The following is a 17860-nucleotide window of genomic DNA, read 5'->3' as shown; positions in this document are numbered from 1 at the left end:
CAGGTTATCTTACGGGTAGTGATTTAACGTCCGGATTTTAATAGTAGCCAGATAAATACCGGCGCGCCCAGCGTGGCGGTCACCACGCCTATTGGCAGCTCAGCGGCTGTCAGGGCGAGCCGGGCGATGATATCCGCCACCAGCAGCGTTACCGCCCCGGCAACCGCCGAGGCCGGCAGTAAGGTTCGATGGTCGGTGATCCCGCACAGACGCAGCATGTGGGGGATAACCAGCCCAATAAAGCCAATCGCCCCGGCCAGTGCCACGCTCACCCCAACCAGCCAGCCAATGGCAATGACCAGCACGTTACGCCAGAAGCCTATCGGCATGCCAAGCTGGCGGGCCGAGGTTTCCCCCAGCGCGAGAATATTCAGCGGCTGTGCCTGCAGGCCTGCCCACAGCAAGACCGGTATCAGCAGTGCCATCAGCCAGCCCTGGCGCCAGTCTACGCCCCCGAAGCCGCCCATCATCCAGTACATCAACTGACGCAAGTCAAAGGACGTGGAGAAATACACCGCCCAGGTCATCAGCGCGCTACAGATGATCCCCAGAGCCACCCCGGCAAGCAGCAGCCGACTGGTTGATAAGTGCCGTCTGGCAAAGCGCAAAAGGATTACTGTTATCAGCAACGCGCCGATAATGGCGCTGAGGCTAATTCCCCATGAGGAGAGTTCCCCCCCGCCCAACATCACCGCCGCCACCAGCCCTACGCCCGCGCCATTCGACACACCGAGCAGCCCGGGCTCCGCCAGCGGGTTATCAAATAATGCCTGCATAATGGTGCCGCACAGTGCCAGCGCGGCGCCCACCAGGATCACTGCCAGCGTGCGCGGCAGACGGATTTGCCAGACGAAAAGCTGCCCCTCAGGCTCAAACCAGTGTTCAGGTCCTATCCACTGTTCCCCTGCGCACAGGCTAACGCCTGCGGTAACAATGAGCAGCAGCACGAGCAAAAGCAGGTGTCGTTGATCTAAACGGTGCTGGCGATGGGCATAATCAAGCATGGACATGGTTTTAGTAGCGTGTGATGTAATTGATTTTACGGCGGGTTTGCCAGAGAGCGCAAAGAAAAAAGGCCGCGTGAGCGGCCTTTTTAGTTAGTTCATATTACTCTGCTTTGGGCGTTGCGTTTTCGACACGGCTTTTTAACTTCTGGCCGGGTCTGAAGGTCACCACGCGGCGGGCTGTAATCGGAATATCTTCCCCCGTCTTTGGGTTACGGCCCGGACGTTGGTTTTTGTCACGCAAATCAAAATTGCCAAAACCGGAGAGTTTTACCTGCTCACCATTTTCCAGAGCACGACGGATCTCTTCGAAAAACAGCTCTACCAGCTCTTTGGCATCTCGTTTGCTAAGCCCAAGCTTATCAAACAGATATTCTGACATTTCAGCTTTTGTAAGCGCCATAGGTTCAATCCCTCAATGATGCCTGGAATCGCTCTTTTAATGCCTCTACACATTTGGCGACGGTAGCGGCAATCTCCTCTTCTTCGAGTGTACGGCTGGTATCCTGAAGGATAAGGCTAATAGCGAGGCTCTTGAAACCTTCTGCTACGCCCTTGCCGCGGTACACGTCAAATAAGTTTACGCCAACTACCTGATTTACGCCAACTTTCTTACATTCGGCCAAAATATCTGCTGCGGGCACATTTTCCGCGACCACAACCGCGATATCACGGCGGTTTGCCGGGAAGCGTGAGACGTCGCGGGCCTGAGGAATAACGCGGTCTGCAACCGGGCTCCATTCCAGCTCGAACACGATGGTACGGCCGTTCAGGTCCAGCTTGCGCTCCAGCTCAGGATGAACAACGCCAATGAAACCAATGCGTTTGCCGTCTAAATAGATAGCCGCGCTCTGGCCTGGATGCAGCGCAGGGATCGCTTCTGCACGGAATTCAATTTCAGATAATTTACCGGTCAGATCGAGAATTGCTTCCAGATCTCCCTTCATATCGTAGAAATCAACCGTGCCTTTTGCCAGGTCCCAGTGCTCTTCGTAACGGTTACCGCTGATGGCACCAGCCAGCATGAGATCCTGAAGGATGCCTAAATTTGCCTGATTATCCGGTACAAAGCGTAAACCACTTTCGAAAATTCGCACGCGGTTTTGCTGACGATTCTGGTTGTAAACGATAGTCCCCAGCAGACCGGTCCACAGGGACAGGCGCATCGCGGACATTTCGCTGGAGATTGGGCTTGGCAGGATCAGCGCCTCCTGGCCCGGATGGATCATCTGCTGCAGTTTTGGATCAACAAAGCTGTAGGTGATCACTTCCTGATAACCTTTGTCGTTCAGCATGGTTTTCACACGCTTAAGAGACAAATCTGCTTCACGGTGGCTTCCCATCACCAGACCCGCCTGAACAGGCTCATCCGGGATGTTGTTGTAGCCGTATACGCGAGCCACTTCTTCCACCAGATCTTCTTCGATCTCCATGTCGAAACGCCAGGATGGCGCAACGGCTTTCCACTCGTCCTGCCCTTCGGTCACATCACAACCCAGGCGGCGAAGGATATCGCTGACCTGTGCGTCAGAAACATGGTGACCAATCAGACGATCCAGCTTGCTACGACGCAGGGTAATGGTCGCACGCTTCGGTAACGTCGCTTCGTGGGTGACGTCGATAACCGGGCCCGCTTCACCGCCGCAGATGTCGATCAGCAGACGCGTCGCACGCTCCATCGCTTTGTGCTGCAGTGCCGGATCGACGCCACGCTCATAACGGTGAGAGGCATCGGTATGCAGGCCGTGACGACGTGCGCGACCGGTGATAGAGAGCGGGCTGAAAAACGCACATTCCAGCAAAACGTTTTGCGTTTCATCGTTTACACCGGAGTGTTCGCCACCGAAGATACCGCCCATCGCCAGCGCTTTAACGTGGTCCGCTATCACCAGCGTATCAGCATTCAGTTTTGCTTCGCTGCCGTCGAGCAGAACCAGGGTTTCGCCCTCTTTCGCCATACGCACCACAATACCGCCTTCGATACGATCTTTATCGAACGCGTGCATCGGCTGACCCAGCTCCAGCAGAACATAGTTGGTCACGTCAACGACGGCGTCGATAGAACGAATACCACAGCGACGCAGCTTCTCTTTCATCCACAGCGGGGTTGGCGCTTTTACGTTAATGCCTTTCACCACGCGACCAAGGTAGCGTGGGCACGCATCAGCGGCTTCAACCTGAATCGGCAGTGTGTCACTGATGGTAGCGTCAACCGGTACGATTTCCGGTACGTTCAGTTCAGTCTGGTTCAGCACGGCCACATCGCGGGCCACGCCGATAATGCCTAAGCAGTCCGCACGGTTTGGCGTCACGCTGATTTCAATGGTGTTGTCATCAAGTTTCAGGTATTCGCGGATGTCGGTACCAATAGGCGCATCAAGCGGCAGCTCAATGATGCCATTGTGATCGTCGGAAATACCCAGCTCAGAGAACGAACACAGCATGCCTTCAGACGGCTCACCGCGCAGTTTCGCTGCTTTAATTTTAAAATCGCCCGGCAGTACTGCCCCCACGGTCGCCACGGCCACTTTCAGGCCCTGACGGCAGTTTGGCGCGCCGCAGACGATATCCAGCAGGCGATCGCCGCCTACGTTAACTTTTGTCACACGCAGCTTGTCAGCGTTAGGGTGCTGACCGCACTCAACCACTTCGCCCACAACGACGCCATTGAAAGCGCCAGAAACCGGCTCAACACCGTCAACTTCCAGACCCGCCATGGTGATCTGGTTGGAAAGCGCTTCGCTATCAAGCGTGGTGTTCACCCATTCGCGTAACCACAGTTCACTGAATTTCATTGTTCTGTCCTGCCCTTATTTAAACTGTTTGAGGAAACGCAGATCGTTTTCGAAGAATGCACGCAAATCGGTCACGCCATAGCGCAGCATTGTCAGACGCTCCATGCCCATACCGAACGCAAAGCCGGAGTAGACTTCTGGATCGATACCCACGTTGCGCAGAACGTTTGGATGCACCATGCCGCAGCCCAGCACTTCCAGCCATTTGCCGTTTTTACCCATCACGTCAACTTCCGCAGACGGTTCAGTGAATGGGAAGTAGGACGGACGGAAACGAACCTGCAGGTCTTCCTCAAAGAAGTTGTTCAGGAAATCGTGCAGCGTACCTTTCAGGTTGGTAAAGCTGATGTTCTTATCAACAATCAGGCCTTCCATCTGATGGAACATCGGGGTATGGGTCTGATCGTAGTCGTTACGGTACACGCGGCCCGGTGCGATGATGCGGATCGGGGGCTCCTGCTCCTTCATGGTACGGATCTGAACGCCCGAGGTCTGAGTACGCAGCAGACGGGTGGCGTCGAACCAGAAAGTGTCGTGGTCAGCACGTGCCGGATGATGGCCTGGAATATTGAGGGCGTCGAAGTTGTGGTAATCATCTTCGATTTCCGGGCCAGTCGCCACGGTAAAGCCGAGCTCACCGAAGAAACTTTCAATGCGATCAATGGTGCGGGTAACCGGATGCAGGCCACCATTTTCAATACGGCGACCCGGCAGGGAGACATCGATAGTCTCTGCCGCCAGACGCGCATTCAGCACCGCGCTTTCCAGCTCAGCTTTGCGCGCGTTCAGTGCCTGTTGCACCTGCTCTTTGGCTTCGTTAATGACCGCACCCGCTGCCGGGCGTTCCTCTGGCGGCAGTTCACGCAGGGTTGTCATTTGAAGGGTCAAATGCCCTTTCTTACCGAGATATTCGACGCGGACATTGTCTAACGCGGCAACATCTGAGGCCTGATTAATGGCGGCTGTTGCACTGGCAACCAGCTCTGCGAGATGTGACATGATTTTCCTCATTATGTCGGTGCAGACACCGATTTGGTGGAGTTATTCTCTCGAATTTAGACACAAAAAAAGCCTCCATCAGGAGGCTTATCTGGCGCTGTTTTTCGTTTCATCTTTCACGCGCTAGCCTCCTGAATTCAGGTGCTAAAGTAAAAGAAGAAGCGGAAAATAGCAGCATTCATGCTTGCGTTACCTTGTGTGGTAAAAAACCGTTAAGACCTTATTGAAAAGGTTGCACGGGTAAAAGTCAATGTTCTGATGGTGTTAAATGAAAAGAGGGAGCGAAGCCCCCTCTTTCAACTGGCTTATGCCAGTGCTGCTTTCGCTTTTTCGACCAGAGCGGTGAACGCTACTTTGTCGAATACTGCGATGTCAGCCAGGATCTTACGGTCGATTTCAACAGAGGCTTTTTTCAGGCCGTTGATGAATTTGCTGTAAGAAATACCGTTCTGACGTGCTGCTGCGTTGATACGCGCAATCCACAGTTGACGGAACTGACGCTTACGTTGACGACGGTCACGGTAAGCGTACTGACCTGCTTTGATAACAGCCTGGAAGGCAACGCGGTATACGCGTGAACGCGCACCGTAGTAGCCTTTAGCTTGTTTCAAAATTTTCTTGTGACGTGCACGTGCAATTACACCACGTTTTACGCGAGCCATATGTGCTCTCCTGTATCTATATTCTTAGTAAAAAATTAAACGTTAACGGCTTATGCGTACGGCAGGCACGCGATAACCAGACCCAGATCGCCTTTAGAAACAAGGCCTTTTGGACGCAGGTGACGTTTACGCTTAGTAGATTTTTTGGTCAGAATATGACGCAGGTTTGCGTGCTTACGCTTAAATCCACCACCACCGGTTTTTTTGAAGCGCTTAGCAGCACCGCGTACGGTCTTAATTTTTGGCATCTTAATTACTTCCACTTCGCATTGTTAAATAAACGAAACATAGGCGAACAAAACCTATGAGACCCGAAGGCTCCACAGGTTTTGCTGCTTGAAGGCCTTACTGTTTCTTCTTAGGAGCGAGCACCATGATCATCTGGCGGCCTTCGATCTTCGTAGGGAAGGATTCGACTACTGCCAGTTCACTCAGATCGTCACGGACGCGGTTAAGCACTTCCATACCAATCTGTTGGTGGGCCATCTCACGACCGCGGAAACGCAGTGTGATCTTGGCCTTATCGCCATCTTCCAGAAAGCGAATCAGGCTGCGGAGTTTTACCTGATAATCGCCATCGTCGGTACCAGGACGGAATTTAATTTCCTTAACCTGGATAACTTTTTGCTTTTTCTTCTGTTCCTTAGAAGACTTACTCTTTTCATAAAGGAACTTGCCGTAGTCCATGATACGACAAACTGGCGGTTCGGCGTTAGGGCTGATTTCAACTAAATCTACTCCAGCTTCTTCAGCCTTTTCGATCGCTTCTCTCAGACTCACAATCCCCAGCTGCTCGCCTTCCAGACCTGTTAAGCGAACTTCCTGGGCGCGAATCTCGCCATTGATACGATTCGGACGTGCCGTTTGAACTCGTTTTCCGCCTTTAATACCTTATTCCTCCAGTTGTTGAAGACTGCGGCTGCGAATCTCTTGTTGCAGCTTCTCAATCACTTCACTTACGTCCAGGCTCCCCAGGTCTTTACCACGGCGGGTGCGAACGGCAACTTTGCCTGCTTCCACCTCTTTATCACCACAGACCAACATATACGGGACACGACGTAAAGTGTGCTCGCGGATTTTAAAGCCAATCTTCTCATTTCTCAAGTCTGCTTTTACGCGAATGCCCGCATTTTGTAGTTTCTGCGTCAATTCTTTAACGTATTCAGCCTGAGAATCGGTAATGTTCATCACCACGACCTGCACTGGCGCAAGCCAGGTTGGGAAGAAGCCGGCAAACTCTTCAGTCAGGATGCCGATGAAGCGCTCCAGAGAACCGAGGATTGCACGGTGAATCATAACCGGTACCTGACGTTCGTTATCTTCGCCAACATAAGAGGCGCTTAAACGCTGCGGCAGGGAGAAGTCCAGCTGTACAGTACCGCACTGCCATGCGCGATCGAGGCAGTCATACAGGGTAAATTCAATTTTCGGACCGTAGAATGCGCCCTCGCCCAGCTGGTATTCAAACGGAATGCCGTTCTCTTCCAGCGCCACGGCGAGATCCGCTTCTGCGCGATCCCAGGTCTCATCGCTACCGATACGTTTTTCCGGACGCGTTGAGAGTTTGACAACGATCTTCTCGAAGCCAAAGGTGCTGTACATATCGTAGACCATACGAATACAGGCATTAACTTCATCACGAACCTGATCTTCAGTACAGAAGATATGTGCATCATCCTGAGTAAAGCCACGAACACGCATCAGACCGTGCAATGCACCTGATGGCTCGTTACGGTGGCAGCTACCGAACTCTGCCATACGCAGCGGCAGATCGCGGTAGGATTTCAGACCCTGGTTGAAGATCTGAACGTGGCCCGGGCAGTTCATTGGCTTAATGCAGTATTCACGGTTCTCAGAAGAGGTGGTGAACATCGCATCTTTGTAGTTGTCCCAGTGGCCGGTTTTTTCCCACAGCACACGGTCCATCATGAACGGGCCTTTCACTTCCTGATACTGGTACTCTTTCAGCTTGGAGCGTACGAACGTTTCCAGTTCACGGAAGATAGTCCAGCCGTCATTGTGCCAGAACACCATACCCGGCGCTTCTTCCTGCATGTGGTACAGGTCAAGCTGTTTACCGATTTTACGGTGGTCACGTTTAGCCGCCTCTTCCAGGCGCTGCAGGTAGGCGTTAAGGGCTTTTTTATCGGCCCACGCGGTACCATAGATACGCTGCAACATCTTGTTGTTGCTATCGCCACGCCAGTAGGCGCCCGCGATTTTCATCAGCTTAAAGTGATGACAGAAGCGCATGTTCGGCACGTGCGGTCCACGGCACATGTCGACGTATTCTTCGTGATGGTACAAGCCAGGCTTGTCATCATGAGAGATGTTTTCATCAAGAATAGAGACTTTATAGCTCTCGCCACGCTTCACGAAGGTTTCACGCGCTTCGTGCCAGCTGACTTTCTTCTTAATGACGTCATAGTTAGTTTCGGCGAGCTCGTGCATACGTTTTTCGAGCGCGTCGATATCTTCCTGAGTCAGGGTATGGTCAAGATCAACGTCATAGTAGAAACCGTTGTCGATAACCGGACCGATCGCCATTTTGGTGTTCGGCCACAGCTGTTTGATCGCATGACCTAACAGGTGCGCGCAGGAGTGACGAATGATCTCCAGACCTTCTTCGTCTTTCGCTGTGATGATAGACAGCTGCGCATCGCTTTCAATCAGGTCAGATGCATCAACCAGCTCACCATTAACACGGCCAGCGATGGTTGCTTTCGCGAGTCCAGGACCAATGTCCAGGGCAACATCCATTGGGCTTACAGCGTGGTCGTAATGGCGTTGGCTGCCATCAGGAAGAGTAATTACAGGCATTTTATATCCTTATTTGCAGTGATGCCCCACACATAAGAGCATATACAAAGAAAATAATCGTGATTTGACAATAGATTACGACACCATCTGACCAACAATCGTCAAATTGGCTCGCGATCATTCACCCACCGAAAATCAGATAAATGCGGATTTACGGCAAGCCCTGCAATGGTAACACTAACAAAAGAGAGATTGCACCCTTTGCGGACAGATTGCTGCGCTGGCACTTTCTCATGAATTTGCAGGGCGCATATCTCCGGTGCTCGCATTCCAGAGATGCTGGGCTACTCTTGAACAAGTCTTTAAACCCAAAGGTGCATACCATGAACGTATCAAGTAGAACGGTTGTGATATTGAACATCCTTTCAGCCACCGGTTTATTGTTGATTCTTGCAGAACGATTCCACTGGTTCTAACCGAACCGGAAGCAGGCATAACCTGATTCACCACTGGAGAAGGGGCATTTCCCCGCCCTGTTTGGTAGACTGTTCGCATCAACTTACAAGGATCAGGTTATGCCAACAAAACGCTTTGCCGTAAAACACTGGAAAATGGTACTGGTGCTGATTGCCATCTGCGGCGCGATGCTGCTTCTGCGTTGGGCGGCAATGATTTGGGGCTGAACGTGAATATAAATAACTGCGCAGGGAATAACATCGTTATCCGTAATACCCTTTTGCGGGTATTCACCGCCAGGACGAAATACGGACGATAGGTTTACGTCAAATAGGTTTACCGCGAAAAAACCGGTACCACAAAATCCGGTTTTTTTGGCGCGTTGAATTAGCGTTTAAACGTCAATAACAACACGGCAAAACCCATCAGGACCATTCACCTGCAACCAGTTTATGGACGTCAAAAGCATCATTCATAGACTGACCGGTGGACTGAGAGGCTGGCGCGATGTTAGACCCGGCTTCAACGTCAGCGGCTTTCGCAATGCCGATTTGGCTGTGGGTGTCACTGGCTGTCGGGGTGGTTTCATCAGCAGCAAATACGCCAAAAGACAGTGCGGAAAGCACCATCGCTGCTGCGGCAGTTTTGATTTTTTTCATAATGTTTTTTCTCTTTCTACATTTAATACTAATAATGCTAAATACCTTAAGGCCGAATTCTGCCCGTGCTAAGAGTGTAGATCCAGATCACACTTTTGCCTAGCCTGTTACGTTATCAATTCGTGTCAAATAAGCCGCAAATTAATGAAAGCGCATTATGAAGAAATTATGGCGATATCAGCAGACCAGATATTTCAAAACAGTGTTTAATATAAAACAGCACAGTTTCAAAAAATAAAAAACGGGCCGATAGCGTAATCGGCCCGAGAATATTACATTTTATAACCCAGTGAAACCGTGGTTCTGCGGTCGGTATGATCCGGAGCAGAATCAGGAGGAGAAGAGTTCCAGGTGACGTTGTAGGCCACTTTCAGGCCAAAGTGTTCGTTGATGGCCACGTTCAGCGCTGTTTCTGAGTTCAGCGTCGTATCGTCGGCACCAAACACAGACACCCCCTGGGTAAATTTAGTGTTGTCAGTCATCTGCCAGGCATAGGTGCCGGAAGCGTAACCGAGCGGTTGAGTTTTGGTTTCGCCGTCGGTGTACTCGTCGTAGCGCACGCCTGGACCGAATTCAAAACGTAAACTGTGTACCGGACCGTTCAGGAACTGACGACCGTAACCGGCAGTGAACACATCACGCTGGCGATAGCCGTTGTAACGGTCAGTTAACCAGCTGGCCTGACCAAACAGGTAGTCAAAGTCGGTCATGTTGTAACGGCTACGTCCGCCAACCGCATATTTCTCGGAAGAGCGTTCGTCATTCGCGGAGGTGTTACTGGCATTTCCCCACAGAGACCAGGCGGTGGTATTACCGTACCAGGTCAGCGTACTGTCCGCCGTGAGAGAGGAGCTTTTCGTGTTACCGGATTGTGCAAGATAGCCAGCGTTCAGGTTACCTTCAAACGGTTTTTGCGCGGTGGCTGGATCGTCCATGACAGTAAAAACGGAATCATCTGCGGTCGCGTTCATTGCAGCAAACACGCCACCCGCCAGCATCAGTGCAGCGGGTACTGTCTTCAAAAGCTTCATTTTATTAAGGAGTCCGTACAACAAAAAAAGAGACCACACGGTCCCGGAAACTTTCTTGAGGATCAATGACAAGGCGTCCAGAGAAAGGTAACAAATTATAAAAAGCCGCAAATAACATAGCAATGATTTCTTATTTCATTTTTTGAATAAGAACGATCTCAAAAAGCGTTTTATTTTATATAAGCCGCAGCAGACTTTATGTCAGTATTCATATTTAAAATCATACTGTTATTTACATTGCCTTCCTGACAAATGGTGCCAGACTAAAAGAAACCCACGCTAAAAGGAGGTAATGATGGTTTCTATCTACACCCTGACGCTCTCCCCTTCCCTCGATTCCGCCACCCTGACGCCCCAGATTTACCCGGAAGGTAAATTGCGCTGCAGCGCCCCGGTGTTTGAGCCCGGCGGCGGCGGCATCAATGTGGCGCGAGCCATAACGCACCTCGGTGGAAAGGCGACAGCAATTTTCCCCGCAGGCGGCGCGACCGGTGAGCACCTGGTCTCTCTGCTGGCCGATGAACAGGTGGCCTCGCAGACCGTCGAGTCCAAAGACTGGACGCGGCAAAACCTGCATGTGCACGTGGAGTCCAGCGGCGAGCAATACCGTTTCGTCATGCCGGGTGCAAAACTCAGTGAAGATGAGTTTCGTCAGCTTGAAGAGAAGGTGCTGGCCATTGAGAGCGGAGCTCTGCTGGTGATAAGCGGCAGCCTGCCGCCCGGTGTCAGCACGGAAAAACTGACGGCGCTGATTCGGGCCGCGCAGCAACGCGGTATCCGCTGCATTGTCGACAGTAGCGGCGAGGCACTTCAGGCAGCCCTGACGCCGGGCAATCTTGAGCTGGTTAAACCCAATCAGAAAGAGTTAAGCGCGCTGGTGAACCGCGAGCTGAACCAGCCGGACGATGTCCTCACCGCCGTGCAGGAGCTGGTTCACAGCGGCAAAGCGCGACGGGTTGTGGTCTCCCTTGGCCCGCAGGGTGCCCTGGCCGTGGACGAAACGGGGTCCGTTCAGGTTGTCCCGCCGCCGATGAAAAGCCAGAGTACCGTGGGCGCAGGTGATAGCATGGTTGGAGCGATGACCCTGAAACTGGCCCAGGGTGCTTCATTACTGGAGATGACACGCTACGGCGTCGCAGCGGGTAGCGCTGCCACCATCAACCAGGGCACACGTCTCTGTTCGCTTAGCGACACGCAAAAAATCGTCGATTACCTGTCCCGAAATTAATCCCCCTTTTCCCCTTCTCTGTGAAGGGGAAATACGCGCCATAGTCGCCAAACGCAGCCTATCGACTATGCTAAGAAAACTTCCAAGATAACAATGAGGTGAATTATGAGCAGTGGTGACATCACCCGCTACGTCGTTACCATCAACATTCATCAAGCGTCGCTGACCGAGCTTAATGAGCTCAACAACGCCTTTACCCGGGCCAATTTCCTGCTCACACTCACGGATGACGAGGGCAATATCCATGATTTAGGCACCCTGACGTTTGGCCTGATCAGCGCCCTGAGTAAAGAAGAGGTTCACGCTCTGGCGGCCAGTCTGGTCGAAAGCGTGACCGACAAAGCGGCAGAAATTGATCTTGATACCTGGGAAAGCTGGCAGAAAAAAGAACAATAAGTGCCCTGCATGAATTTAAACCGCTCAGGTGTGCGTTAGTTCGTATTTTTTTACCGCAATTATGCGCTAACTTTATGATCTGGCAGACAACATGGGAGAGACAACATGTGGCAGGCTATCAGTCATCTTTTAAGTGAGCAACTGGGTGAAGGTGAAATTGAACTGCGGAACGAACTGCCAGGCGGAGAAATCCACGCCGCATGGCACTTACGCTACGCCGGGCGCGATCTCTTTGTTAAATGCGATGAGCGAGAGCTGCTTCCGATTTTCACCGCCGAAGCCGACCAGCTGGAACTGTTGTCGCGCAGTAAAACGGTGACGGTCCCACAGGTCTGGGCCGTGGGCAGCGACCGCGACTACAGTTTTCTGGTCATGGAATTTCTTCCTGCCCGCCCGTTAGACGCCCATAACGCCTTCATTCTCGGCCAACAGTTAGCGCGACTGCATCAATGGAGCGACCAGCCGCAGTTTGGTCTCGATTTTGACAACGACCTCTCCACCACCCCACAACCCAATGCCTGGCAACGACGCTGGTCGACATTCTTTGCTGAGCAACGCATTGGCTGGCAGCTGGAACTGGCTGCGGAGAAAGGTCTGGAGTTTGGCAATATCGATGCCATCGTCGAACACATTCAGCAGCGTCTGGCATCCCACCAGCCTCAGCCGTCTCTGCTGCATGGCGATTTGTGGTCAGATAACTGCGCGCTGGGTCCTGACGGCCCCTATATCTTCGACCCGGCCTGTTACTGGGGCGACAGGGAGTGTGACCTGGCGATGCTGCCACTGCACCCTGAGCAACCGCCGCAAATATACGACGGTTATCAGTCCGTGCTGCCTCTGCCGCAGGGTTTTCTTGAGCGCCAGCCGGTGTATCAGCTCTACACACTGATGAACCGCGCTATTCTGTTTGGCGGAGAGCATCTGGTCAATGCCCAGAGGGCACTTGAACGTGTGCTTGCCGCGTAATGGCGGGACGGGTGGCTATGTCGCCACCCTTATCGGTTACAGGAATCCCAACAGCGAAAAGAAGAAGTACCCCACCACGATGATAATGACTGGCAGGATATACAGCGGGAAAATTTGCAGGAAAATGGTGTGACGCGGCACAACAATGCGGGACTCAATCTGCTCGCGGCTCATCCCTTCCGGGCCTTTCGCCTGTTCGAGAATCATCTGGTCTTCCACACCTTCGCGTAAAAAGCGCGTCTGACGGCTCATGCGTGCGCCAGAGGCCTGCAACGCCATACCAATAAAGATCAGCGCGTAGATCACCCAAAACCCGAGATTCAACTGCTGATGAAAATTCGGCGTCGGCGAATTGAACCAAAAGACATTCAGAAACGGCGTGTTAAAACGCATCATCTCAATCATGACATGAGCAAAATCAAGCATTACCGCATTAATACCTGGCTGTTTTTCACTGTGATCGTACATAAATTTGAGCACAGAGATCAGCGTCGAAATGACGGCTGGAATAAAAATTACCCAGCCAGCAATACGTTTTAAGACAGCAATGCGTCCAGCTTGTTGATACGTCATCAGTTCCCCTTCATAAAGACGCGTTATTTCTGCCTAAGTCTACCTGCTGACCATCATTTTCGCCCGCTCTTTAAAGGCAATATGCTAAATTGCAGAGTGCACTTAGCATTTATCGTCTGTCGTACACCCTGGATAAGGAGACGTTGTGATGTCGACACCGCGCCAGATTCTTGCCGCAATTTTTGACATGGATGGATTACTGATCGATTCCGAACCGTTGTGGGATCGCGCCGAACTGGACGTTATCGCCAGCCTGGGCGTTGATATCAGCCGCCGTAGTGAACTTCCGGATACGCTTGGTCTGCGCATCGATATGGTGGTGGACCTGTGGTATGCCCAGCAGCCGTGGGTGGGACCCGATCGCGACGAAGTGACCGCGCGCATTATCAGCCGCGCCATCTCACTGGTGGAAGAGAGCAAGCCCCTGCTGCCCGGCGTGCGTGAAGCCGTCGCGCTGTGTAAAGCGCAGGGGTTGAAAGTTGGCCTGGCGTCAGCTTCACCGCTGCATATGCTGGAAAAAGTACTGACCATGTTTGAGCTGCGCGACAGCTTCGACGCGCTGGCCTCAGCGGAAACGTTGCCATACAGCAAGCCGCACCCGCAGGTCTATCTCGACTGCGCCGCTAAACTCGGTCTTGATCCTCTCTGCTGCGTCGCGCTGGAAGATTCCGTTAACGGAATGGTGGCCTCGAAGGCCGCGCGCATGCGCTCGATTGTTGTTCCCGCGGAGGAAGGCCGACACGATCCCCGTTTTGCCCTTGCCGACGTGAAGCTGAACTCACTGGTTGAGCTGACGGCGCAGCACCTGCGCGGCGAGTAACCCCCCCTTTCAGGCAGCGTCAGGCTGCCTGCTTTAAAAACAAAACATCGTTTCATTTTGTTTGCTTTTCTTATCCCCCGCTTCTATCCTTAGCGTCAGAATGACAATAACCTTACTTCTGAGGCGCGTATGATACTGGATAACTTCACTCTGTCAGGAAAAGTGGCCATCGTCACCGGATGCGATACCGGTCTGGGACAAGCCATGGCCATTGCGCTGGCGCAGGCGGGATGCGACATCGTGGGTGTTAACCGCAAAGCGCCGGAGGAAACGGCTGCCTGCATTAGCGCACTCGGAAGGCGGTTCAGGGCGATTCGGGCCGACCTCAGCCAGCAGGAGAGTCTTCAGAACGTTGTTGACAGCGCGGTTGCTGAGATGGGGCGAGTCGATATTCTGGTGAACAATGCCGGGACCATACGCCGTGAAGATGCTCTCGCGTTCAGCGAAAAGGACTGGGACGACGTCATCAACCTGAATCTGAAATCGCTTTTTTTCCTCTCCCAGGCCGTGGCTAAACAGTTTATTGCGCAGGGCCAGGGCGGGAAAATCATTAATATCGCCTCGATGCTCTCATTCCAGGGCGGCATCCGCGTGCCCTCTTACACCGCGTCCAAAAGCGGCGTGTTGGGGATCACGCGTCTGCTGGCCAATGAATGGGCGACACACGGCATCAATGTTAATGCCATCGCGCCGGGCTATATGGCGACCAACAACACTCAGCAACTGCGAGATGATCAGCAGCGCAGCCAGGAGATCCTCGACCGGATACCTGCCGGGCGCTGGGGAGTTCCGGAAGACCTGCAGGGACCGGTGGTCTTTTTAGCCTCCGCCGCCTCGGATTACGTGAACGGTCATACGTTAGCCGTCGACGGGGCTGGCTGGCGCGCTAGGCGCGTTTGTGACATACAGTTACACCGTCACCTCTTTCGTCTACTGTATAAAAACCCTATACTGTATGAATTGACAGTTTTATGGGTTTTATCATGACGGCGGAAGGCCATCTGCTTTTTTCCATTGCGTGCGCAGTTTTTGCCAAAAACGCTGAACTTACCCCTGTGCTCGCACAGGGGGACTGGTGGCATATTGTCCCGTCCGCCGTGTTGACCTGTCTGCTGCCCGATATCGACCATCCAAAATCATTCCTGGGACAGCGGCTAAAGTGGATATCAAAACCCATCGCCCGCGCGTTTGGTCACCGTGGGTTTACCCACAGCCTGCTGGCCGTATTCGGCCTGCTTACCCTTTTCTATTTAAAAGTCCCTGAGAGCTGGATAGTGCCCGCCGATGCTATCCAGGGAATGGTGCTGGGTTATTTAAGCCATATCCTTGCCGATATGCTGACGCCTGCGGGCGTGCCGCTGCTCTGGCCATGCCGCTGGCGTTTCCGTTTGCCCATTCTTGCGCCGCAGAAAGGTAATCAGCTTGAGCGTGTGTTGTGTATGGCGCTCTTTGCCTACGCCGTCTGGATGCCGCAAACCTTGCCCGAAAACAGTGCAGTGCGCTGGTCATCCCAGATGATCAATTCGCTGCAATTTCAGTTCAATCGGTTCATTAATCACCAGATTGAACACTAAGCACACAAATTATTTCCATTTGTCATAACCCATTCCATTTGGATATAAGCGCCACATCACACTTCTGATAACCTTGCGCCAACAGGATCGGTAAAAATCGACCGTAAAATAAATCAGGAGAACGGGGATGAATTTTCCACTCATCGCGAACATTGTGGTGTTCGTTGTATTGCTATTGCTTCTCGCGCAGGCGCGCCACAAACCGTGGAGCCTCGCGAAGAAAGTGCTGGTTGGTCTGGCCATGGGTGTCGTGTTTGGTCTGGCGTTGCAGGCTATCTACGGCTCCGATAATCCAGTTCTGAAAGACTCTATTCAGTGGTTCAACATCGTCGGTAACGGCTATGTCCAGCTGCTGCAGATGATCGTTATGCCGCTGGTGTTTGCCTCTATTCTGAGCGCCGTTGCCCGTCTGCATAACGCCACCCAGTTGGGTAAAATCAGCTTCCTGACCATCGGTACGCTGCTGTTTACCACGCTGATTGCTGCTCTGGTCGGTGTGCTGGTCACCAACCTGTTCGGGCTGACCGCAGAAGGTCTGGTCCAGGGTACGGCTGAAACGGCGCGTCTTACCGCGATTCAGACCAACTACGTGGGTAAAGTCGCTGACCTGACGGTGCCACAGATGGTGCTCTCTTTCGTGCCGAAGAACCCGTTTGCTGACCTGACCGGTGCCAGCCCAACCTCCATTATCAGCGTGGTGATCTTTGCGGCCTTCCTCGGTGTGGCGGCGCTGAAGCTGCTGAAAGACGACGCACCGAAAGGCGAGCGCGTGCTGGTGGCTATCGATACCCTGCAAAGCTGGGTAATGAAGCTGGTCCGTCTGGTGATGCAGTTGACCCCTTACGGTGTTCTGGCGCTGATGACCAAAGTGGTTGCCGGCTCTAACCTGCAGGACATCATTAAGCTGGGTAGCTTCGTCGTCGCCTCTTATCTGGGTCTGGGCATTATGTTCGTGGTGCACGGTATCCTGCTGGGCGTCAATGGCGTTAGCCCGCTGAAATACTTCCGTAAAGTGTGGCCGGTACTGACCTTTGCGTTCACCAGCCGTTCCAGCGCCGCGTCTATTCCGCTGAACGTTGAAGCGCAGACCCGTCGTCTGGGCGTACCGGAATCTATTGCCAGCTTCTCTGCCTCCTTTGGTGCCACCATTGGTCAGAACGGTTGCGCAGGTCTCTACCCTGCAATGCTGGCGGTAATGGTTGCTCCGACCGTGGGTATCAACCCACTGGATCCCGTCTGGATTGCCACGCTGGTCGGGATTGTTACCATCAGCTCCGCAGGCGTTGCGGGTGTTGGCGGTGGCGCAACCTTCGCCGCGCTGATTGTCCTGCCGGCCCTGGGTCTGCCGGTGACGCTGGTTGCCCTGCTGATCTCCGTTGAGCCGCTGATCGACATGGGTCGTACTGCGCTGAACGTGAGCGGTTCCATGACCGCCGGTACGTTGACCAGCCAGTGGCTGAAGCAGACCGATAAAACCATTCTGGAAAGTGAAGACGACGCTGAACTGGCGCACCGTTAATCACGGATGAATAAAAAAAACCGCCTGATGGCGGTTTTTTTTTGGCTGCTATTCTTCAATCTCTTCATCCTGGCGGACCTGGTTCGCCCATCGCTGGGCCGACTCCGGCCCCGAAAACGCGGGCGAACGACGGAAGTGTTCTCCCATCAGAACAAACGCCACGTATTTACCGCGCAGTTGCCAGACATCACGAAAACCATCCACCTTCAGGGCGTGTTCGGGCGGCGCGGGTTCGACGCGGGGCACGTAGCTAATGACAGGGCGGTTTTGTTGACGAAAAGGTTTCATAAGCGACGGGTTCACTAAAGCACATTCTGGAAGCAGGAAAATTCTATGATAGCCGATCCTCCCCCCACGCGTCGCGCCCTGCATCGCTCTGATAGCGCATTCCTTAACCAGGTCATCTGAAAACTCTTAG

General features: G+C 53.0%; 21 protein-coding genes, 1 pseudogene and 1 other annotated feature. Of the genes and pseudogenes, 9 read left to right on the top strand and 13 right to left on the bottom strand.

What is annotated here, in order from left to right:
* Positions 1-23: 23 nt before the first annotated feature.
* The 9 genes from btuC to thrS all read right to left on the bottom strand — a co-directional run bounded on the left by btuC (position 24) and on the right by thrS (position 8280).
* Positions 24-1004, bottom strand: a complete 981-nt coding sequence (btuC, locus tag BH714_RS05415; protein WP_025204397.1) for a vitamin B12 ABC transporter permease BtuC — start codon at positions 1002-1004, stop codon at positions 24-26.
* Between the two features lie 103 nt (positions 1005-1107).
* Positions 1108-1407 carry an integration host factor subunit alpha gene (ihfA, locus tag BH714_RS05410; RefSeq protein WP_003857805.1) on the bottom strand — a complete coding sequence of 100 codons (300 nt, stop codon included), beginning with the start codon at positions 1405-1407 and terminating at the stop codon, positions 1108-1110.
* Between the two features lie 4 nt (positions 1408-1411).
* Positions 1412-3799 (bottom strand): phenylalanine--tRNA ligase subunit beta, encoded by a 2388-nt coding sequence (pheT, locus tag BH714_RS05405; RefSeq protein ID WP_040017258.1) that lies wholly within the window; start codon positions 3797-3799, stop codon positions 1412-1414.
* A gap of 15 nt (positions 3800-3814) precedes the next feature.
* Positions 3815-4798: a phenylalanine--tRNA ligase subunit alpha gene (pheS, locus tag BH714_RS05400; protein ID WP_020884406.1), complete on the bottom strand. Its 984-nt coding sequence runs from the start codon at positions 4796-4798 to the stop codon at positions 3815-3817.
* Positions 4799-4860: 62 nt separating this feature from the next.
* Positions 4861-4985, bottom strand: a sequence feature (Phe leader region).
* Positions 4936-4980: a pheST operon leader peptide PheM gene (gene pheM, locus BH714_RS24010; protein WP_001386830.1), complete on the bottom strand. Its 45-nt coding sequence runs from the start codon at positions 4978-4980 to the stop codon at positions 4936-4938. Its footprint overlaps the feature before it by 45 nt.
* 118 nt (positions 4986-5103) lie before the next feature.
* Positions 5104-5460 (bottom strand): 50S ribosomal protein L20, encoded by a 357-nt coding sequence (rplT, locus tag BH714_RS05395; RefSeq protein WP_000124850.1) that lies wholly within the window; start codon positions 5458-5460, stop codon positions 5104-5106.
* A gap of 50 nt (positions 5461-5510) precedes the next feature.
* Positions 5511-5708, bottom strand: coding sequence for a 50S ribosomal protein L35 (rpmI, locus tag BH714_RS05390; RefSeq protein WP_003030583.1), 198 nt, complete (start codon positions 5706-5708; stop codon positions 5511-5513).
* 97 nt (positions 5709-5805) lie between these two features.
* Positions 5806-6348: a translation initiation factor IF-3 gene (gene infC, locus BH714_RS05385; RefSeq protein WP_023616141.1), complete on the bottom strand. Its 543-nt coding sequence runs from the start codon at positions 6346-6348 to the stop codon at positions 5806-5808.
* Positions 6349-6351: 3 nt separating this feature from the next.
* Complete coding sequence (thrS, locus tag BH714_RS05380; protein WP_014169692.1) at positions 6352-8280, bottom strand: threonine--tRNA ligase; 1929 nt, start codon at positions 8278-8280, stop codon at positions 6352-6354.
* A gap of 143 nt (positions 8281-8423) precedes the next feature.
* Between thrS and yncL the strand changes: the two genes are divergently transcribed.
* Both yncL and yniD read left to right on the top strand, forming a co-directional pair.
* Complete coding sequence (yncL, locus tag BH714_RS24430; protein WP_072040314.1) at positions 8424-8696, top strand: stress response membrane protein YncL; 273 nt, start codon at positions 8424-8426, stop codon at positions 8694-8696.
* Between the two features lie 99 nt (positions 8697-8795).
* A complete protein-coding gene (yniD, locus tag BH714_RS24000) occupies positions 8796-8903 on the top strand; it encodes a small membrane protein YniD (protein ID WP_008500658.1) in 108 nt (35 codons plus the stop codon).
* A 198-nt stretch (positions 8904-9101) separates the two neighbouring features.
* On the opposite strand, the gene BH714_RS05375 is transcribed toward yniD, so the two are convergent.
* Positions 9102-9335: a YdgH/BhsA/McbA family protein gene (locus tag BH714_RS05375; RefSeq protein WP_020884407.1), complete on the bottom strand. Its 234-nt coding sequence runs from the start codon at positions 9333-9335 to the stop codon at positions 9102-9104.
* Positions 9336-9607: 272 nt separating this feature from the next.
* Entirely contained in the window at positions 9608-10366 is a 759-nt protein-coding gene (locus BH714_RS05370; RefSeq protein WP_025204400.1) for a DUF481 domain-containing protein, read from the bottom strand.
* Positions 10367-10661: 295 nt separating this feature from the next.
* Between BH714_RS05370 and pfkB the strand changes: the two genes are divergently transcribed.
* The 3 genes from pfkB (at position 10662) to BH714_RS05355 (ending at position 12956) form a co-directional block, all read left to right on the top strand.
* The gene (gene pfkB / locus BH714_RS05365; protein WP_040017252.1) at positions 10662-11594 is read left to right on the top strand and encodes a 6-phosphofructokinase II; all 933 of its coding nucleotides are present in this window, start codon (positions 10662-10664) and stop codon (positions 11592-11594) included.
* A gap of 105 nt (positions 11595-11699) precedes the next feature.
* Positions 11700-11990 carry a type V toxin-antitoxin system endoribonuclease antitoxin GhoS gene (gene ghoS, locus BH714_RS05360; RefSeq protein ID WP_014169688.1) on the top strand — a complete coding sequence of 97 codons (291 nt, stop codon included), beginning with the start codon at positions 11700-11702 and terminating at the stop codon, positions 11988-11990.
* Positions 11991-12095: 105 nt separating this feature from the next.
* Positions 12096-12956: a fructosamine kinase family protein gene (locus tag BH714_RS05355; protein WP_014169687.1), complete on the top strand. Its 861-nt coding sequence runs from the start codon at positions 12096-12098 to the stop codon at positions 12954-12956.
* 36 nt (positions 12957-12992) lie between these two features.
* Here BH714_RS05355 and BH714_RS05350 read toward each other — a convergent pair whose 3' ends face one another.
* Complete coding sequence (locus tag BH714_RS05350) at positions 12993-13529, bottom strand: YniB family protein (protein ID WP_040017251.1); 537 nt, start codon at positions 13527-13529, stop codon at positions 12993-12995.
* Between the two features lie 148 nt (positions 13530-13677).
* On the opposite strand from BH714_RS05350, the gene hxpB reads away from it, so the two are divergent.
* The 4 genes and pseudogenes from hxpB (at position 13678) to BH714_RS05330 (ending at position 17442) form a co-directional block, all read left to right on the top strand.
* On the top strand, positions 13678-14349 hold the full coding sequence (gene hxpB, locus BH714_RS05345) for a hexitol phosphatase HxpB (RefSeq protein ID WP_040017250.1): 672 nt from the start codon (positions 13678-13680) through the stop codon (positions 14347-14349).
* A 129-nt stretch (positions 14350-14478) separates the two neighbouring features.
* A pseudogene (gene kduD, locus BH714_RS05340) lies at positions 14479-15240 on the top strand (2-dehydro-3-deoxy-D-gluconate 5-dehydrogenase KduD); the annotation flags it as partial.
* Between the two features lie 92 nt (positions 15241-15332).
* Entirely contained in the window at positions 15333-15923 is a 591-nt protein-coding gene (locus tag BH714_RS05335) for a metal-dependent hydrolase (protein ID WP_020884412.1), read from the top strand.
* A gap of 127 nt (positions 15924-16050) precedes the next feature.
* Positions 16051-17442 (top strand): L-cystine transporter, encoded by a 1392-nt coding sequence (locus tag BH714_RS05330; RefSeq protein ID WP_040017249.1) that lies wholly within the window; start codon positions 16051-16053, stop codon positions 17440-17442.
* A 48-nt stretch (positions 17443-17490) separates the two neighbouring features.
* On the opposite strand, the gene cedA is transcribed toward BH714_RS05330, so the two are convergent.
* Positions 17491-17745: a cell division activator CedA gene (gene cedA / locus BH714_RS05325; protein ID WP_071605472.1), complete on the bottom strand. Its 255-nt coding sequence runs from the start codon at positions 17743-17745 to the stop codon at positions 17491-17493.
* Between the last annotated feature and the right edge of the window lie 115 nt (positions 17746-17860).

It is taken from the genome of Enterobacter ludwigii, from assembly GCF_001750725.1.
Taxonomy (GTDB): domain Bacteria; phylum Pseudomonadota; class Gammaproteobacteria; order Enterobacterales; family Enterobacteriaceae; genus Enterobacter; species Enterobacter ludwigii.
Note: the sequence above shows the minus strand (reverse complement) of the source record. Positions and strands in the feature narration are given on the sequence as shown.

Coding starts and splice junctions, on each gene's coding strand:
- hxpB (WP_040017250.1), top strand. CDS start 13,678: ATGTCGACACCGCGCCAGATTCTTGCCGCAATTTTTGACATGGATGGA.
- BH714_RS05350 (WP_040017251.1), bottom strand. CDS start 13,529: ATGACGTATCAACAAGCTGGACGCATTGCTGTCTTAAAACGTATTGCT.
- pfkB (WP_040017252.1), top strand. CDS start 10,662: ATGGTTTCTATCTACACCCTGACGCTCTCCCCTTCCCTCGATTCCGCC.
- BH714_RS05370 (WP_025204400.1), bottom strand. CDS start 10,366: ATGAAGCTTTTGAAGACAGTACCCGCTGCACTGATGCTGGCGGGTGGC.
- yniD (WP_008500658.1), top strand. CDS start 8,796: ATGCCAACAAAACGCTTTGCCGTAAAACACTGGAAAATGGTACTGGTG.
- pheT (WP_040017258.1), bottom strand. CDS start 3,799: ATGAAATTCAGTGAACTGTGGTTACGCGAATGGGTGAACACCACGCTT.
- btuC (WP_025204397.1), bottom strand. CDS start 1,004: ATGCTTGATTATGCCCATCGCCAGCACCGTTTAGATCAACGACACCTG.
- ghoS (WP_014169688.1), top strand. CDS start 11,700: ATGAGCAGTGGTGACATCACCCGCTACGTCGTTACCATCAACATTCAT.
- ihfA (WP_003857805.1), bottom strand. CDS start 1,407: ATGGCGCTTACAAAAGCTGAAATGTCAGAATATCTGTTTGATAAGCTT.
- thrS (WP_014169692.1), bottom strand. CDS start 8,280: ATGCCTGTAATTACTCTTCCTGATGGCAGCCAACGCCATTACGACCAC.
- pheS (WP_020884406.1), bottom strand. CDS start 4,798: ATGTCACATCTCGCAGAGCTGGTTGCCAGTGCAACAGCCGCCATTAAT.
- BH714_RS05355 (WP_014169687.1), top strand. CDS start 12,096: ATGTGGCAGGCTATCAGTCATCTTTTAAGTGAGCAACTGGGTGAAGGT.
- BH714_RS05330 (WP_040017249.1), top strand. CDS start 16,051: ATGAATTTTCCACTCATCGCGAACATTGTGGTGTTCGTTGTATTGCTA.
- BH714_RS05335 (WP_020884412.1), top strand. CDS start 15,333: ATGACGGCGGAAGGCCATCTGCTTTTTTCCATTGCGTGCGCAGTTTTT.
- rpmI (WP_003030583.1), bottom strand. CDS start 5,708: ATGCCAAAAATTAAGACCGTACGCGGTGCTGCTAAGCGCTTCAAAAAA.
- BH714_RS05375 (WP_020884407.1), bottom strand. CDS start 9,335: ATGAAAAAAATCAAAACTGCCGCAGCAGCGATGGTGCTTTCCGCACTG.
- yncL (WP_072040314.1), top strand. CDS start 8,424: ATGCGGATTTACGGCAAGCCCTGCAATGGTAACACTAACAAAAGAGAG.
- rplT (WP_000124850.1), bottom strand. CDS start 5,460: ATGGCTCGCGTAAAACGTGGTGTAATTGCACGTGCACGTCACAAGAAA.